This is a genomic window from Ferribacterium limneticum (genome assembly GCF_020510625.1).
Taxonomy (GTDB): Bacteria; Pseudomonadota; Gammaproteobacteria; order Burkholderiales; family Rhodocyclaceae; genus Azonexus; species Azonexus limneticus_A.
Genome location: NZ_CP075191.1, coordinates 422,306 through 440,170, shown reverse-complemented (window position 1 = coordinate 440,170; position 17,865 = coordinate 422,306). Strand labels below are relative to the sequence as shown.

Below are 17,865 nucleotides of genomic sequence, written 5' to 3'. Positions count from 1 at the left end.
CGGCTAAACCGCTCCAGGACGCAAACGAATGGAGTCAACAATGCCATCCCAGAGCATCAGCGCCTCTTCATCATTGGCAAAGGATTGTGCATTCGTCGCATAGGCACTCTCGCCCACTTCCAGCCCAATGTTCAATTGAGGTTCAGCCAAAGAGTTGGCCTTGCCCGGTGCTTCCCACTTAAAGCCGTAGCTGCGCTTGCCATTCTGCGTGCCGGCAACGAGGATTTCCTCCCCCCAAATCGGACCAACCGGACGTTCGCGATTGCGCAGGCGAGCCAAACCGAGGCCCATCCCCAGCATGCCAGCCACGACGCCACCTGCGCGCTTACGTAAGGTTTGCTCAGGATCAACCTTGCCTACCACAAAAGACGAGATTTCGAGTGAGACATCCGGCTTATTGGCCAGTTGAATGGAGATGCGCCAGCTTTCGCTATTGAAATCCTTGTCTGCCAGGATCATGTCGCCTGCTACGAAACCGATGCCCTCAGGAATTTCTCCGGAGCGTAGTTCGCGCCATTCTTGGGCATAACGTTCGCGGCGTTCAAGAGCCGCCTGCTTCCGGTCAAGCGAAACATCGCCCGAGTACTTCAACGATTTTGAGCCAGAAAAAAAATAACTATCGAACCAATACATCCCGTCCCAAGTTGGACTTGACCAGGAAATGAGAGTTACAGACCCCTGTGCATGAGCCACTCGCTCAACGAGCATGGAGCCATGCTTCTTTTGCTGAGCCTTACGCAATTCGGCCTCGCGCTGCTCGACAATCAGCTTGAAGTGCGTTTCGCTCTTGACCGGAAGCGGCTCCAACACATTTTTGTTGTACTTCCAACTTTCAACCAACTTCGCATCCCCCGGCACATCCACCAGATGTCGCCCGATGGCATGGGTCTTCCAACCTGTTTTCATGGCTTTTCCTTCGCTTATTTCTTGTGCCATTGCGCCTGCTGGGCAATTTTGATGATGGCGTACATCGAGGCATACAGGGAGCGGCCATGCTTGTCACCGTAACTGCCTTGATGGTCGTAACTAAAATGTTCGTTGCATTTGCCCGGATTGCCTTGGCCATGGGCAAAACTCAGGGCGATGCCGGCCTTTCCCGGCGCCTCGCCGGAGTATAGCGGCACGGTTCCGTCACCAGGGCAGTCCGGCTCGCTGATTGTCAGCTTGATGCCGGTTGTCGTTTTGAGTTCACCGTTGTGGTCGTCGTCGGCGAGGGAAATTTTGTCTGGGTCAAGCGAGGCCACACCCTCCCCCTCCCAGGCCACCTCACCCCAAGTAAAGAGGTTTTTGCTAGCCATCAGGCCTGTGCCGAGAACGCCGCCACGCTCCATGCGCTTATCGCGTTTGCCTTGTGCACCATAGTGGGCATAAGTCGGGATCTTGTATTTCTTTTCGATGGCTTCGTGGAATTCTCGAACACCGTTGATCGTTTTGTTCAGTAGATCGCGGGGAGAACTGTCACCTTCAGTTTTCCCATTCTGTTCTCCTGGATTCATCAACCCCAAATTCTTCTCCGGAACCATGCCGTACCATTCCGGCGAGTTGTAGATCTCTTCGTAGGGGTCGCCTTTTTCTGGCAAGGCGAGAACAACCTTCTCCTTGTCTTTTTTGTCGCGTACTTTCAGCCACGGTTTGCCGTCGTTGTAGTCCGCAGTCGGCAGCAGTTCCAGGCCGCCGGGCGCTTGCGACAGGATGGCGACGACATCGGCAGCGTTTCTGCCGAGAAACAGTTGCTCCGCCCCTTCGAACCCTGAGCGCATGCGCTTGTAGGTAGCGGGAGCCCCGGTAGCCGGTTGCACACCGTGTGATACGCCCATCACTTTCTCACAATTGTGCACTTCGGTCAGAGAACGGCTGACCAGCCCTCCCATGGAGTGGGTGACCACGATCACCTTCTCGGCCAGAGGACGAGTTGGTTTCTTACGCTCAATGCTGCATTCGTTCTTACCTTGGCCATCGGGCGTATCTTTGACAGTCACCTGCTTGCCTTCGTTGTAATAGGGCAGGATGGTCTCTTCGATATAATCCTTGATGGCAGCGCCCGAATCACGGTTGCTTTGCAGCCAATTGTAGCCACCCGCCCAGACATCAAACTGGTAGTTGGCGGCATGCAGGATTTCATCCTTGGTCAGAGGATCCCCGCTCTCTGTTCCCCAATCGGTCGGCGGCTCCATTCCATGCGACTTGGCCCATTCCTGTAAATCGGCTTCGCATCGCGCGAAGTCATACATCGACAGTTGATTCAGGTGGTGCTGAAGTTGCCCCATGAACGGATGATAGCTGGACCGCATCACCCCTCCCCAGCCGCGGGCGACGAGAACGTTCTTCGGCAGGCCGCTCTCACCCTCGTCTATGGGACCACCGGGATCAATTTCGACCGCTGGCGTCGTCAAGTCGGCGGTTCTTTCTTCAGTGCTTTTGAAAGCGTAGCTAAAGAGCTGGCCAATCAAATCTGCCGCACCAGCCAGGTCGGCATTTGGAGGCCGCCAAGCTTTCTTTTTGCTCCCTTTTTGGCGCAGATTGGTGCCCATGATGCCCGGTATGAAGAGCACGGGAATGATGCAGGGTTTGGCGAGAACAATTTTTTCTCGTTGATCATCGGTGTTCGTCAGCGTGGCCTCGCTGTACTGATCCCCGTTTTGGTCAACGGTCGTGCCGCAGAGAACATTGTTGGCTTCGGTCATGGCGTGGGCGGATTACTATTTCGTTTAATCGAGCAGGCGAATTTTGATGTTTTCGAAAAGATCGCTTTTCTGGATCGGGGTTTTACCTGCCGCATCGGTCATAACTTTCAGTTTCGAGCCGTCGCCCCGCGTTATCTCTATCGCACTGTTGGCCAACGGTTCTCCCGTAGCAGGATTGCGGATTACATATGCGTCGTCAAAGGTGGTTTTTGGCCATGTATTCATCTCCCTGCTCAGTGAGGTCGGCCCCGCAAATGACTTCTTACTCGCATGCACCGTAATCGTTCCCGGGCACTGCACGGTGATGCCGCCGTCGATGGTAATGCTGGCGCCACCGGCCACGGCAAGGTGGATTTTCTTGGCCGCCGCGAAGTCGATGTGCTGGGTGGCGGAGACGAGTTTGACGTCTTTCTTGGCCAGAAACTTCATTTCGTCGCTTTGCGCCTGCAGGTCGATGTCGTCCTTGGCGGCGATGAGTTTGATGCCGGTGTTGCCTTCGCCCGGGGCGATGGCGCCGGCCAGCAGGCCGATGGCCTGGCCGCTGTGGATTCTGGCTTTGCCGGCGATGGCGAGATTGGTGTCTTTGCCGCTTTCGAAGACCAGAGTTTCGCCGTTGGTGTATTGCAGGTTCTGCCCGGCGACGTGGCCGATGCCGGCTTTGCCGGTCTGGACGATGGCGGGGTCGGTGAGGTGCGGGCGTTTGTCGGCGCTGGCGTTGATGCTTTTTTGTTGGGCGTCGCTTTGGGCGGCGGTTTGATCCTTGGCGTCGACCATGCCGCTGGCGACTTTGTGCAGGGCTTTGAGCGGGGCTGCTTCGGGGTCGATCTTGCTTTGGTCTTTGCCCTGGGTGCCGATGGCGCTGGCGAGCTGGACGGTCTGGTGGGTGGCGGTAGCCTGGTTGAGGGTTTTGGCGAGGGTGTCGGCTTGCCTGAGCAGGGCCATGGCCGGGGCCATGTCACCGGCGGGTTGTGCTGTCGATGCGCCGGCGGCTGGGTGGGCCCAGGTGGTCATGACCAGGCCTTGGCCACCACGTAGCGCGCCCCAGGCGTCGGTTCTGAGTTCGCTGCCGGTACCGCGGAAGGAGCCGCGGTAGTTGTCGGCCTGGTGGATGAGGTGGCCGAGGTTGAGTTCGCTGGTGTGTTGGGTGCTCTTGAGTTGCAGGCGTTGTTGCTGGTCGCTGTCGTCGAGGAGCAGTTGGTTGTAGCCGCTGGCGCTGCCGAATTCCTTGCTCTTGAAGCCGGTCAGGGCGGCGCTGTGGCGGTGGCTGGTTTCGGCGGCACCGTGCCAGGCTGGGCTGTTGCCACTGGCGGTGTTGCCCTGGCCGCTAGGGCGGTGGTCGCTGGCGCTATCGAAGAGGTTGTCGGGTTGGGCTTTAGTGTTTTCGCCGCCCGGGGTGGCGGCAATGCCGCCCTCCCCCTGGCCGTTGTAGAGGGCGCCGAGCAGGTAGGGACGGTCGATGTCGCCGCCGACGAAGTCGACGAGGACTTCCTGGCCGATGCGGGGGAGCCATTGCCAGCCCATCCCGGCACCGGCTTGCCGGCTGAGGACACGGACCCAGCAGGAGTCGCGGTCGTCCGGCGTTTCGGCTTGTTGCCAGTGGAAGCGGATTTTGACGCGGCCGAGGGCGTCGCACCAGAGTTCGTCGGAACCGTTGGCGCTGCTCTGGCCTTCGGGGCCGACGACGAGGGCGCTCATCGGGCCCGGGGCGGTGGGCCGGGGGTTGATCCGGGCACCGGAACGATCTTCGAGCTCGGGGCGCCAGGGGGTGTTGGCGGCGTGGGCGTCGAAGGTATTGCCATAGCCACGGTCGACAGCGAGTTTGAGCAGTTCGGCCGAGAGGGTGCTTGGGGCACTGATCGGGGTCAGGGTGTCGCCTGTCGCCAGGCCGTTGGCGGCATCGATCTTCTGGTGGCCCTGCCCGAGGCGTTGGGCGATGGCGGCGATGGCTTCACCGCTCAGGTTGTTGATGCCGAGGTGGGTGATGTCGGTGGCGTTGTACCGCTGTTCGGCGTCGGCCTTGGCGGGGTCGATGGGCAGGCCGATCAGGTCGAAGGCGGTGCCGGGGCGCAGGCTGCGCACGGTGCTGCGGGCAAGCCAGGTGCGGTGGCCGGCTTCGCGGGCTTCCATGGCCAGCCGGCCGTAGCGTTCGGCTTCGGCGGCATTGGCCCAGGCGTAGAGGCCGGGGTGGTCGTGGCTTTCAAGGACCGGGGCGTTCTTGCCGCCGATGGGCTGGGCGCTGGGGATGTTGAGGCTGACGTTCTTCTTGGCTTTGTAGTCGTAGGTGATGGCGCTGATCAGCGAGCTGGCCAGACGGTGGCGTTCACCGAAGGCGAGGATGGCATCCTGGTCTTCCTGCGAATCGGCCCGGTGGTAGCGCAGGCCTTGCCCGCCGTTGGCGGATTGCGACAGGATGTCTTCGGGGAAGCGCTGGCTGTCGGCGAAGAGGCGCAGGCGGTGGCCGGCCGGGGCTTCCTTGTCTTCTTCGGCGCACCAGCCGATGCCTTCTTCGGCCAGCAGCCGGGAAATGAAGGCGTAGTCGGATTCGCCGTATTGGACGCAGTAGCTGCGCGGCCGGGCGTCGGCCAGAAAGCCGGCGACTTCGTCGCTCCATTGCCAGGCGGCGACATCCGAATAGTCGGCGAAGACGGCTTCGACGATGTCGATGACGGTCTTTTCCTGAAAGACGCGATTGTGGCGGCCGCGGCTGAGCAGCCAGACCCACGACACGACGGTGATGCGGTAGCGCGCGAAACCACCATCGGCGCCAAGCTTCTGGGCCGCGCGGACGAGACCGCTGCGGCTGGCCTGGCTGCCGTCGGACAGACGAGTATTCAGCGTCAGCGAACGGCCGAGAAAACGCTTGAGTTCGAGGTGGGTATCGGTCGCCAGCAGGTCGATACAGATTTCGAACCCACCGGACAACGCCTCCCGCCCCCACCATGCCTCGACCGGTAGATCAGGCCCCGCTGCATCACGCCAGGTGAGTTCGTAGAGACGGGTGTCAGAGAGGAAAGTCGGGAGCATGGGGGGTTTGCCGGGGGAGATCGAACAGGGGTGCAATCATCATTGATTAATGACGAATGATTCGGCCGAATTTTACGCGAATTGAATAGAAATTCGCGATCTTTTGCGTGAATTGCTTCACATGCAGCCTGCATTTCCCGTACTCAGCAAACCTGACGTCTGCCTCAGCCAGGCCTAACGCACGCTGACTGTCAGCCGATCGTAGCGCCCCTGATCGTCCATCACGGTGATATCGACCCGCCCGGTTTCTTCCAGCCGATGAATCAGCGGCATGGCAGCCGAGCGATGGGCAACAACCCGGCCGTTGATCAGCCAATAGACTTGCCCACGATGGCCGCGCAGTTCAAGACGAATCACCGGCGGCTGATCCGGGCGCGGTCGTTTGAGCACTTCGCCGCTGGTCAAGCCGACGATGCGCAGCCCGGCTTCCGGTTCGCCCTTCGCCTGGCATTTTGTATCCCAGGCGGGGGTCTGGGCCTTTTGCCGGACATCGGCGCTCAGCCACGGCTCCAGCGCTGCCGGCCAGCGCACGGCTTCAACCCCGCGGCGTGGTCGCGAACTGCATTCGGGTGTGACCCGCAGGCCGCTGACGGCATCGACCTCGTAGCTGTAGCGCACCTCGCCGTTGCGCAGGCGATCAGGGAAAGTCGGTGGCGCCGTGCCGTTCAGTACCCAGGCCAGGGCTTGCCGATGGCACAGGCTTTCTTCGGCCGGATCGAAGCGCGTGCCCAGCGGCCAGCAGATCTTTTCCTGCTGCACGGAAGGCGGCGGAACTCGCGTCGTCGCTGGCTGATGGTCGAGCGCATCGAAGATATCAACCAGCAGCGGGGCGGCAATATTGGCGCCGAAGAAGCCCGGATTGGGCGTGCCGTCCGGCCGACCGATCCAGACGCCTACGGTCAGTCGATCCGAGACGCCGATCGACCAGGCATCGCGGAAGCCAAAGCTGGTCCCGGTCTTCCAGGCGATGCCGCGGCGGATGCCCGGCCCCTGCTCGACGGCACGACCGACAGGGCCGCCGGATTCCAGCACATCGCGGATGATGAAGGCGGCGCCGGGCGACAGCATGCGCTGTTCGACCAAGGGCGCCTCCGGCGTATAGCGCGGCTTGCCGGAAACACCTTGGCGAGCAAAAGAGGTATAGGCGCCGACCAGTTGTTCCAGCGTCGTTCCCGCACCGCCAAGAATGACCGACAGGTTGGGCGTTTCACCTTTGGGGAAATCCAGCTTCAGGCCACCCCGGCGCAGCGCGGCAACGAAGCGGTTCGGCTCCAGGCGATCAAGCACCTCGACGGCCGGCACGTTCAGCGACTTGGCCAGGGCTTCGGAGACGCTGACCGCACCGTGGAAGGATTGCTGGAAATTTCCCGGCTGGTAGCCGCCGAAGGATTGCGGCACATCGGCGAGCAGAGATTCGGAGTGGATCAGGCCTTCGTCCAGCGCCAGACCATAGAGGAAGGGCTTCAGCGTCGAACCGGGCGAACGCGAGGCTCGCACCATGTCGACGAAGGCAAAGCGGTCGACATCGCCGAAGTCGGCCGAACCGGCATAGGCCCGGACTTCCAGCGTTTCGTTATCGACCACCATGGCGGCCATCGAAACGCGCGGTGGCAAGGCGGCCAGCCGGCTGCTCAGCAACAGCTCGACGGTCTGCTGGGCTTGCGCATCGATGGTCGTGTCGATGCGCAGCTGGCCGAGCGCTTCCTTGCGCAAGCGCTCGGCCAGCAAAGGCGCCAGCAGCGGATCGCGGATGGTCTGGGCGATGATCGGTTCCTGCAGCGCATCCTTGATTTCGGCATCCGGCCAGACCCCGGCCATGCGCTGCAAAACCTTGTCACGGGCGACGCGGGCGCGAGCCGGCTGGCGATCCGGCCGCAGTCGTGACGGCGCTTGCGGCAGGACGGTGAGCAGCGCCGCGTCGGCATGGCTCAGGCGCTTGGCCGGCTTGCCGAGATAGGCCCGACTGGCCGCTTCGACGCCTTCGAGAACGCCGCCCATCGGGGCGTAATTGACGTAGATGGCGAGGATTTCGTCCTTGGAGTAATGCAGTTCGAGTTGCAGGGCGCGCAGGATTTGCCGGGCTTTGCCGGCCAGCGTCCGCGGCGTCGGCTCGATGATGCGGGCGACCTGAATGGTCAGCGTCGAACCGCCGGAGACAATGCGCCCATGCCATGCCCATTGCCAGGCCGCCCGCGCCAAGGCCAGCGGATTGACGCCGGGATGCCAGCGGAACCAGCGATCTTCGTAGCGTTCGAGCGACTGCAGATAGAGCGGCGAGACGTCTTCGAGCGCCACCGGATGGCGCCAGACATGGTCGCGGTCCGGAAAGGCCCTCAGCGGCGTGCCGTCGCGGGCAACGATCAGCAGCGCATTCGGCGCATCGCGGCCGGGCACCGGTGGTGGGAAAGCGTAGTCAAGGCCCGCCAGTAGCAGCAGGGCGAGCAGCACGCCCCACTGCCAGCGCGGACGGCGGCTCAGCCACCCGCGCCAGGAATTCGGCCAATCCGCGCCGCGCACCGGGTCTTAGGGCTTGGCCGGCGCTGGTGTTGCCACTGCTGCCGGCGCTGCGGCTGGCGCAGGCACCGGAACAGCCGCCGGCTTTTCCTTGCCGTCAGTCACCGTCAGCGTGGCATCGCCGGTCGCCAGACCGTAAACGTCCGGCCGGTACATGTCTTCCGCGTAGATCGGCGGGAAGACGAACTTGCCGGGCGTGACGACACGGGCGCGGTAGAACAGACTGAGCTTGCCCTGCAGACGGGCGGCGACGACAAAGCGGTCATCGCGGAACTCGACGTGCTGGATGCGCGGATCGAGCATCGCTTCGGCCGGATTGACGTTGTTGATCAGCGTGCTGGCCATGCCCTCGCCCTGGGCGATGTTGAGGTTCTCGATCTCCAGGCCGGCGGGAATGTGATCGACCACCATGCCGGTATTGACCCAACTGCGCGGATTGACGTTGATGCGGACGATGACCGATTCGCCGACCTTCAGCGCCCGGCTCTTCAGCGGCTTGCCGTCGGCTTCGAACAGGTCGCGCGTCAGGGTAATGGCGTCGTCGCGATTGGCTGGCATCTTGGCCGGGTTGCCACTGAAGGCGAGTTGCAGATAGAGCCTTTCCTTGTGCGTGTTCTTGATGCGAACGCCGCCCTGCAAGGCGGCAGCGGACAGCGGCCGGATCAGGGTGCCGGAACCATTGATGGTTTCCGGCTTTTCCTTGCCGAGCACTTCGGCCGTCCAGCCGGCCTCGCCTTCGCCGGCTTTGGCGAAATTGCGACCGAGCAGGAAGAGCGCCAACTTTTCCTGGGTGCTGGTGTAGCGGTTCTTGCCCAGTTCGCTGGCAGCGACGGCGACCAGATTGTCTTGGCCATCGATCTTCAGCTTGTGGCGATCGAGCAAGGCGTAGGACAGCGCCGCATCACGCAACGGGCTGCCGTAATCGCCCCACCAGTAGCCATTGTCACGGCTCTTCTTGACGCCTTCGGCCAGCGCGGTCTGCGCCCGCGTTTCGTCGCCCATCAGCTTCAGGGCCAGACCGAGATGAACCAGCGCCAGGCCGGAATGGGCCTGCTCGCGCAGGTCGAACATCTGGCGCAGCGTCGACAACGGCGCCTTGGCTTCACGGGACAGCACGTAGGCGCCATAGGCCAGCACGCCGAAGCGGCCGGAGCCGCCATAGCGGTAATCCTGCCAGCCGTTCTGGTTGTAGGTCACCTTGCCGCTCGGCAAGCCAGCCGCCCCTTCCTGCAGATTCTTGAGCAGGAATTCCATGGCGTTCTTCTGCATCGCTTCCGGCACCTTGAAGCCCTGTTCGCGGGCATCAAGCAGGAAGTTGCTGATGTAGGCCGAGAGCCAGTACTGGTACTCGGACATATTGCCCCACAGACTGAAGCCGCCGTTCGGTGCCTGCATGGCACCCAGCTTGGCGATCGCCTTCTCCAGCATGTCGGCGCGCTGGTCGCGGCTGTAAGGCTTCAGACCGAACAGCTTGGCGCCCTCCTCATCAACCAGCACATGCGGGTAGGCCGTACTGGTCGTCTGCTCGGCGCAGCCGTACGGATAGGTCAGCAAGCCCTGAATGGCACTGCGCACGTCGATCGGCGCCTTGTCGGAGAGGATCAGGTGCGACTGGACCGTGCTCTTCAGGAAGCCACCGAGTTCGGACTCCTTGACCTCGACCGTTTCACCCGGCCCGACAGCCAGCATTTTCAGCACCTGCTGCTGCGGAGTCGGAGCCTGGACCTGCAGGCCGAAACTGCGTTCCAGCTTGAGGCCGGCCGCACTACTGACCAGCACGCGGACATCGGCCAGACCGAAGGCATTACCGGCTTCGAGCGGGAAGCGCAGGGTCTGCTTCTGCTGATCCTTGAGATCCAGTTCGCGTTCGGCGTTCTGGATCTTCAGGCCGTCGGCATTCTCGATGCTGACCTTCAGCTTTTGCGCGGCGCCGGACAGGTTGTGCAGGTCGAGCGCGATGGTCGCGTTGTCGCCGACGGTCAAGAAGCGCGGCGTCATCAACTCGGCGACCAGCGGTGCGGCGACGATGGTTTCCGCCTCGGCGCTGCCGAACTTGTCCGGTGCGGCAACCACCGCCATCAGGCGCAAGGTGCCGTTAAAGTCCGGCACGTCGAGGCCGATTTCGGCTTCGCCCTGCTCGTTCAGCTGCACCGGCCCGGAGAACAGATCGACCAGACGAACCTTCTTGGGCAGGCTCTTGGTGGCCTTCGGCGCCGCATCGCCACCGAACTTCAGCTTGCCCTTCTGGCCGCCCATCTTCTCGATCAGGCGGCCATAGACGTCGTATTGATCGGCACCGTAGCGCAGCTTGCCGAAAAAATGGCCATGCGGATCGGGCGTCGCGTAGCGGGTGATGTTGAGAATGCCGACATCGACTGCCGACAGCGTGACCACCGCCTGCTGCCCGGTCAGGCCCGGCACTTTCACCTTCACCTTGAGGCGGGTGTCCGGCAGCATCTTCTTCGGCGCATCGAGGCTGACCGCCAGCTTGCGGTCGCTGCGTTCGAGTGGCAGATGCGTCAGGCCCAGCGCCCGGGCCGGAGTGACCTTTTCGCCAGCACTACCCGGGCGCAGCACGACGGCCGAGACGTAGAGGTCATGGCGCTTCCATTCCTTGTCGACCGGGATGTCGATGGTCGTGCCGTCGAGCGGCACCGAAACGCGTTTGAGCCACAGGGTCTTGTCAGCCTCGACGGTAATCAGCGCTTCGCCGGCGTGCGGCGGCGTGATGGTCAGCTTGGCCGTTTCGCCATCCTTGTAGGCCGGTTTGTCGAACTTCAGCGCCACCCGGTCCGGGCGGACGCCCTGCGTTTCGTCGCCGCGCGCACTCCAGCCGGCGTAGAAGCGGTATTTGGTGATCTGGCCGGTTTCCGAATCGGTGATTTCCACACGATAACGGCCGTATTTGACCGGCAGGCCGAGCTTGCCGCGGCTGCCATCGGGAATGCTGACGACCGTCGTATCGACCAGTTCGTCGGTTTCGGTAAAGCCCGAGTGCCAGCCACGCTGGTCATCGAAGCGCCAGTAGTAGTCGCGGTTTTCGCGGAACAGGCGGACGGGTAGTGCCTTGCCGCCATGCAACTTGGCTTCGGCGTTGGCGCGAATGACCTCGAACTGGGCGACGCTGCCTTCACGGGCGTAGTCGCCGGTGAACAGCGGACGGATACCGACCAGCACCGGGGCCGGCCAGATCACCCGTTCAAAATTGCGCACCACCGGCCGGCCACCGCTTTCGAGCAGGCTGAGCGTGGTCCGCACCGTGTAGGGCGAACGCTTGCCCTTGGCCGGGGCGAGATCGACTTCCAGCGCCAGGTCGCCGTTCTCGTCGAGCTGGTTCTGCTCAAGTTCGACGCGCTGACGCTGGCTGTCTTCATTGGTATCGCCAAACTCGAAGCCCGGCAGTTTCTGCGCCAGCGGATTCTTCTGCCGCTCGAAGACGGCGACGCCGAGCAGCTGGTTGCCAGCCGCCGGGGCGCCGTAGAGGTAGGCGCCCTTGATGTCGATTTTCAGGGATTCATCGGGCGAAACCGTCGCCTGCTTGCTGTTCAGGTCGAGCTTCATGCGCTCGGGCAGGAATTCCTCGACCCCGAAGCGGAAGCTGGTGGTCGCCAGCTTGTCGGCGGGATCAGCGCGCAGTTCAAGGGTCCATGCGCCAGTGGCAGCGTCGACCGGCAGTTCGATGCGACTCTGGTAATAGCCGCCGAGCTTGGCATCCGGCTGCCAGGTCGCGGTGAACTGGCTCTTGCCGTCCGGGCGCCGGAGGATGGCCTGAATCGGCTGGGCCGGCACCGGTCGCCCATCGGCATCGCGAGCCAGCACGGAAATGTCGAATTTCTCGCCGGGGCGATACAGGTTGCGCCCGGAATAGGCGAACAGGCGCACCGGCCGACCGGGCAGGCCGGCCACATCGTATTCGGACAGGTCAAGCGCCGGTTCCTTGAGCGTGACCATCGAAATCTGCTGGCCGTGACGGGCGATGATGACCTTCGCCGCGGCCGGCCGCTCGGCGAAATTGGCGCGGCCGCTGCTGTCGGTTTCGGCACGACCCACCACCTTGGCGTTCTCGTCCATCCAGGCCACTTCGACGCCGGACACTGCCTTGCCAGTGGTCAGCGAGCTGACATAAGCATCGGCGCCCTTGGCAAACAGTCGGGTGCTCAGGCCAAGATCGCTGACGTAGAAATAGGTCACTTGATAGTCGTAGCGGAAGCGGTTGGGCTGGCTCATCACCGCGATGTAAATGCCCGGCTCGCGGAGTTCCTTGATGTCTTCGACCGGCAGGAAGGTAACGTTGCGCTTGTTGGGCTTCTGCTCGGTCAGGAAACGGCCGACAAAGACGCTTTCGGTCAGGGTGTGCAGGCTGTCCAGCGACCAGTTGTTGACCGCCCCCTTCAGGCTGGTGGCGCGCCAGTCGTAATCGCCCTCGTAATCCACGTCATAGTCGTAGTCGTCGTTGTTCTGGCGCTTGGCCCGCGCCTGCGGCCGCGGCCCGCTGATCACCTTGTCGAGGAAGCGCGGCAACTGGTCCGGCTTGACGCGCAGGAACTGGACATCGACCTCAGGCACATTGACCGTGACCACTGGCAGACCACCATTCTGTTTGGCCGGCAGCACCGTGCCGCGGCTGGCGAAGTAATAGGCCGGCGCGACAGTGGCCGTGACAACCGAGTAACGGCCCTCCTCGTTCAGCTTCTGGCCGGAGAGCGAACTCAGGCCGGCGGCGACCCGAACGACGTAGCGCGTCTGCGGCTTGATGTGCGGAAAATACAGGATGCGCGGATTGTCGCCGACCACCCAGGCGCCCTTGACCAGCTTGCCGCCGTCGGTCGCAACATCGGCCGGCTCGGTGCTGACTTGCGGATTGGCGCTACCCGGCGCGCCCTCTTCGCCTTCATCCTCGGATTCATTCACCTGTGCCCTGGCATCGCCCGGGCGCGGCGGCATCTCGAAAACCTGAATCTGTTCGTCGTAACCCTTCTTGGCATCCATCGGCAGGGTAAAACTCAAGGACAGCGATGGCGATCCTTCGAAATCGCGATTCGAGAAATCGGCGATCTCGAACGGCCCGTCCCCGGCGCTCGTCGTTTCCGATTGCCATGGCTTGGTGTAGATCAGGACGGCCGCTATTGCGATAGCCAGCGCCACCAACCACGTGACAGCCCCGAAACCCCGACTCTTCGACAAACCTGACATCTACGTATTCCTCAAGACGACTAAAACGGCAATGGATGAAGATATTCAATTCTGGGCGCAAATTATGACACGTCGATCAGGCGATCCGGCGAGGCACTCTTTTGCTTCAGGGAACAGAATCCCCGATAGTCGGGCATCCACCTCGCTACAGCTGATAAGGGTAATTGCGGGGATAATCAGCGATTTTGCATGAGGTTGGAAGCGGTCAAGAGAGGTCCTGCCTGCGCATGAGCGCAAAGCAGACACTCGCCTTGAGCAAAATGCGATATGTATAGATACTTGGTCGCCTGTCTCCTTTTTTGTGAGTGACTTAGCGAACAAAATATGCGGAAAGCCTCGCAAATCCTTGGTGTTTCGATATTATTTTGGCGTCCGCTTGAATATGGATTGGTGGACTTATGGGGCCGCCTATTAACTGTTAGATTCTTGGTGATCACTTATGCTAAAAATTAAGCGCGGCAGCGTATTTGACGAAAAATGCGATCTTATTGTGCTGCCCTGCAGCTCAAGTGGCTCTGTCACAAGCTGGGTCAAACGTGAAATTGAGCAGAACAATCTACCGTACCCTGGTGCGCCTATACCATTTGGACAATTAAGGGTTCTTTCAACAGAAGCGAGATACACAAAGGCTGATTTTGTCGGTTATGCAGCATCTGTTGACGCCAGAACAACTAGCTCAGCACTATCTGCAATAGAACAAATTTCATTAGATCTAATTGCTTTCAGCAAGCAAAACGACTGCTCCATAGTCAACATCCCTCTTTTAGGTACTGGAGTAGGCGGCCTAGATCCCGTAGAGGTATTTAATGCGTATGAGAGAGTTCTCGGCAGAGAAAATTTTAATGTTAACGCCTATATACCTGACAAGAATGTCTATCAACTTCTTTACGGTAAAGAGTCTATTGGCCATCAACACGACGAGGAGTTGATAGAGCATCCTCGTGTATTTATTTCATACTCATGGAAAGATGATTCTGTAAAAAACTGGGTTTTCGAGCTTGCAACAAGCCTCTGCGCAAATGGAGTAGATGCACGGCTTGATAGGTTTCACCTCCGCCCAGGAATGGATCTTCCACAGTGGATGACAAATGAACTAATAAAAGCAAGCAAGGTTCTTTTGGTTTGCGACTCGCACTACGCAGAAAAGGCTGATATGCGGAAAGCAGGAGTCGGCTGGGAGACAATGATTATCCAAGGAGACATGATGCTCCAAGGAGAAATGAACACAAAATATATTGTTATAGCTTATGGTGATTTCGAAAAAAACACTCCAATTTACATGAAATCAAAGCTTGGAATATCGAAATTGGATATTGACAAGGACATAAATTCACTGCTCCAGCATATCTTCGAAATTGATACTGCGCCAAAAATTGGAGCTATTCCAGAGTGGGTTAAACAAAAAAAGAAGAGCGTCAAAGTCTAACTTTGTAGTCGAGAGGAACAGCTAAAAACTAATTTTGTTGGCTCTCTCCGTGCTACGAACTGTGGCGGCACCTCTCTTCCTCTTTCTCGAACGTCCACTGTTCCGAGCAGGCAATTTCCGGTTAGGGTCGATTCGAGCCGGTCACTTGATACTGCGCAGTAGCCGACTCCGACAGAAACGAACTGGCACAAAAATACAAATTAATACAGAATTTTTGTATCAATAACTCTCGGAAAAATTCGACTTGCACGGTGCCTTAAGGGTTTTTCACTCAACCCCGGCATGCAAAACGATACTCGGCATCAGGTACAATCGAAATCTTCAGCGGGCCGCTATCGACCCGAGCCATTTCCCCAACACCCTTCACCAGCCCATCCCGTGAGCAACGCCATCCAATCCCGCCTGAATGAATTCCGGCAACAGCGCCGCGTTCAGGCCGGCTCGCTGATCATCACTGTCTTTGGCGATGCGATCCTGCCGCGGGGCGGACGGATCTGGCTGGGTAGCCTGATTCGGCTGCTTGAGCCGCTCGAACTGAACGAACGGCTGATCCGCACTTCGGTCTTCCGGCTGGTCAAGGAGGAATGGCTGCGGACTGAAACGATTGGCCGGCGGGCCGATTATGTGCTGACGCCATCGGGCCGTCGGCGTTTTGAGGAAGCTTCGCGCCACATTTATGCCTCGGATGCGCCGCTCTGGGATCGGCGCTGGCGGCTCATTCTGGTCGTCGGCGATCTTGACCCCAAGCTGCGCGAGCAGGTCCGACGCGCCCTGTTCTGGCAGGGTTTTGGCGCGCTGGGGGCCGATTGTTTCGTGCACCCCAGTGCCGAGTTGTCCAGCGTGCTCGATACGCTGATCACCGAAGGTCTGTCATCGGCCATCGGCGCGCTGATGCCGCTGTTCGCCGCCGATGCACGTTCGGCCCAGTCGGCCAGCGATGCCGACCTGGTCCGCCGGGCCTGGGATCTGGGCCATCTGGCCGAGGCCTACAGCGCCTTCGTCGCGACCTATCAACCCATTCTTGATGAGCTTCGCCGCGACCATCTGGCCGGCGTCAGCGAACAGGATGCTTTCCTGCTGCGCATCCTGCTCATCCACGATTACCGGCGCCTGCTGCTGCGCGACCCGGAATTGCCGGAAGTCCTGCTGCCGGCCAACTGGCCGGGCCAGCAGGCACGGCTGTTGTGCAAGGAACTTTACAAGCGGCTGGAAGCACTCTCCGGCCGTCACCTTGACCAGTTGCTGTGTCTGGCTGACGGCAGGGTGCCGGAAGAAGACCGGACGCTTCCCGAGCGCTTTCCGCAGAACGATCCGCTGTCGGCCTGATCTGGCCTGGATTGGAACGCCATTCCCGCGCACCCCAAGGGTACTTGGGCCCAAGGCCTCGTAGCCTTCGGGGCGTAGGCGGGGAACCATAAAACTCAAGGAACTGGATCCCCGCCTACGCGGGGATGACGGATAAACCGGGGCCTCCTTAGCGGTTCTTCAACTCGGTCAGCGGCACCACATCCGGCATTTCGATCCGCTTGCGGCCCGGTTCGACAGCCGTCAGCGGCGTGGTTTCGACCATCGTTGCCAGGCAACGCCGGGTCAGTTCCTGATAGGTCCGCGTACCGTCGCTCTTCCAGGCCATTTCCTGTTCGGTCAGCGGCCGGATCACCTTGGCCGGCACGCCGGCGACCAGCACACCGGGCGGCACTTCCTGGCTGGCTTTGACGAAGGCCGAGGCGGCAACGATGCTCGCCTCGCCGATCACCGCGTTGTCCATGATCACGGCGTTCATGCCGATCAGGGCATTTTTCCGGATGCGGCAGCCGTGCAGCACGGCGCCATGGCCGATATGGCCGTTTTCCTCGACCACGGTGTCGGTGCCGGGAAAGCCGTGCATGACGCAGGTGTCCTGCAGATTGGCCCCGGCCTCCAGGATCAGGCGGCCGAAATCGCCGCGCAGGCTGGCACAGGGACCGACATAGCAGCCGGGTCCGACGATCACATCGCCGATCAGTACGGCACTTGGGTGGACGTAGGCGGTGGGATCGACCACCGGAACGATGCCGTCAATGGCGTAAACGCGCAGGTTTGACATAAGACAATGTTTTCCTTTGATATTTCGACTTATTATAAAACCAGTTTTGAATAACAGAATCCAGGGAGTCAACATGAGCGAGGAACTTGAGGGAAAACACGGCGTCCAGTCGCTGGAAATCGGCATGGGCATCCTGCGCGCCATGGCCAACGGCCAGCGTTCGATGATGCTGAAAGAGATTGCCGCCGCGGCCGACATGCCCGCCTCGAAGGCGCACCGTTACCTGGTCAGCCTGATCCGGGCCGGCCTGGTCGACCAGGACCCGATGAGCTCGCGCTACGACCTCGGCAGCTTCGCGCTGAACCTCGGCCTCGTCGCACTCGACCGGCTGGACCGTGTCCGCCTCGGCCTCAACGCCATCACCGAATTGCGTGACGAGATCAACCAGACCACGGCACTCGCCGTCTGGGCCGAACAGGGACCGGTCATCGTGCGCTGGGAGCGGCCGCGCCGGCCGATCACGGTCAATGTGATTACCGGCACCGTGCTCGATCTGCTCAGCTCGGCCACCGGCCGGGTCTTTGCGGCGTGGATGCCGAAGAAGATCGTCGCCCCGCTGATCGCCGAAGAACTGAAGAAGCCGCACATTCCGCCGGAGCTGCGCAGCAAGCAGGCGGTCGAAGCCCTGCTCGCCGACATTCGCACCAAGGGCTACGCGGCAACCAATGGCCAGCACAAGGTGCCGGGCATCGAGGGTGTCGCCGCGCCGGTCTTCAACTTCAAGAACGAAATCACCATGTCGCTGCTCGTCGTTGGCGTCCAGGGGATGGTCGACATCAGCCCGGAGAGCGACGTCATCACCAGCCTGAAACGTAGCGCCGATGCGCTGTCGCTGCGCCTCGGCGCGCACGGCGAACCGAAAGTTCCGGCCTGACCGGAAAGACCCCCTGGCATGAACTGTGATCTGTAGCACAATTGCGCTACACTAGCTTCGAATA

Annotated in this window: 9 protein-coding genes; 3 read left to right on the top strand and 6 right to left on the bottom strand. The window is 60.9% G+C overall.

Annotated features, from left to right (window positions below):
* Positions 1–3: 3 nt before the first annotated feature.
* The 5 genes from KI617_RS02080 to KI617_RS02060 all read right to left on the bottom strand — a co-directional run bounded on the left by KI617_RS02080 (position 4) and on the right by KI617_RS02060 (position 13,415).
* On the bottom strand, positions 4–936 hold the full coding sequence (locus KI617_RS02080) for a T6SS immunity protein Tli4 family protein (protein ID WP_226450184.1): 933 nt from the start codon (positions 934–936) through the stop codon (positions 4–6).
* A complete protein-coding gene (locus KI617_RS02075) occupies positions 921–2,684 on the bottom strand; it encodes an esterase/lipase family protein (RefSeq protein WP_226450183.1) in 1,764 nt (587 codons plus the stop codon). The genes KI617_RS02080 and KI617_RS02075 overlap by 16 nt, the downstream gene beginning before the upstream one ends.
* A 24-nt stretch (positions 2,685–2,708) precedes the next feature.
* Entirely contained in the window at positions 2,709–5,708 is a 3,000-nt protein-coding gene (locus KI617_RS02070) for a type VI secretion system Vgr family protein (protein ID WP_226450181.1), read from the bottom strand.
* A 174-nt stretch (positions 5,709–5,882) separates the two neighbouring features.
* Positions 5,883–8,156, bottom strand: coding sequence for a penicillin-binding protein 1C (gene pbpC / locus KI617_RS02065; RefSeq protein ID WP_226450179.1), 2,274 nt, complete (start codon positions 8,154–8,156; stop codon positions 5,883–5,885).
* A 75-nt stretch (positions 8,157–8,231) separates the two neighbouring features.
* Positions 8,232–13,415: an alpha-2-macroglobulin family protein gene (locus KI617_RS02060; RefSeq protein ID WP_226450177.1), complete on the bottom strand. Its 5,184-nt coding sequence runs from the start codon at positions 13,413–13,415 to the stop codon at positions 8,232–8,234.
* Between the two features lie 439 nt (positions 13,416–13,854).
* Between KI617_RS02060 and KI617_RS02055 the strand changes: the two genes are divergently transcribed.
* Together KI617_RS02055 and paaX are read left to right on the top strand one after the other, a co-directional pair.
* A complete protein-coding gene (locus KI617_RS02055) occupies positions 13,855–14,841 on the top strand; it encodes a TIR domain-containing protein (RefSeq protein WP_226450175.1) in 987 nt (328 codons plus the stop codon).
* Positions 14,842–15,219: 378 nt separating this feature from the next.
* On the top strand, positions 15,220–16,167 hold the full coding sequence (gene paaX / locus KI617_RS02050; protein ID WP_226450173.1) for a phenylacetic acid degradation operon negative regulatory protein PaaX: 948 nt from the start codon (positions 15,220–15,222) through the stop codon (positions 16,165–16,167).
* A gap of 148 nt (positions 16,168–16,315) precedes the next feature.
* Here paaX and paaY read toward each other — a convergent pair whose 3' ends face one another.
* The gene (gene paaY, locus KI617_RS02045; protein ID WP_226450171.1) at positions 16,316–16,927 is read right to left on the bottom strand and encodes a phenylacetic acid degradation protein PaaY; all 612 of its coding nucleotides are present in this window, start codon (positions 16,925–16,927) and stop codon (positions 16,316–16,318) included.
* Between the two features lie 73 nt (positions 16,928–17,000).
* Between paaY and KI617_RS02040 the strand changes: the two genes are divergently transcribed.
* On the top strand, positions 17,001–17,801 hold the full coding sequence (locus KI617_RS02040; RefSeq protein ID WP_226450169.1) for an IclR family transcriptional regulator: 801 nt from the start codon (positions 17,001–17,003) through the stop codon (positions 17,799–17,801).
* Positions 17,802–17,865: the final 64 nt, after the last annotated feature.

Excerpts from the sequence above, each read along its gene's own strand:
- KI617_RS02080 (WP_226450184.1), bottom strand. The coding sequence starts at position 936 with ATGGCACAAGAAATAAGCGAAGGAAAAGCCATGAAAACAGGTTGGAAG.
- KI617_RS02075 (WP_226450183.1), bottom strand. The coding sequence starts at position 2,684 with ATGACCGAAGCCAACAATGTTCTCTGCGGCACGACCGTTGACCAAAAC.
- KI617_RS02070 (WP_226450181.1), bottom strand. The coding sequence starts at position 5,708 with ATGCTCCCGACTTTCCTCTCTGACACCCGTCTCTACGAACTCACCTGG.
- KI617_RS02060 (WP_226450177.1), bottom strand. The coding sequence starts at position 13,415 with ATGTCAGGTTTGTCGAAGAGTCGGGGTTTCGGGGCTGTCACGTGGTTG.
- KI617_RS02055 (WP_226450175.1), top strand. The coding sequence starts at position 13,855 with ATGCTAAAAATTAAGCGCGGCAGCGTATTTGACGAAAAATGCGATCTT.
- paaY (WP_226450171.1), bottom strand. The coding sequence starts at position 16,927 with ATGTCAAACCTGCGCGTTTACGCCATTGACGGCATCGTTCCGGTGGTC.
- KI617_RS02040 (WP_226450169.1), top strand. The coding sequence starts at position 17,001 with ATGAGCGAGGAACTTGAGGGAAAACACGGCGTCCAGTCGCTGGAAATC.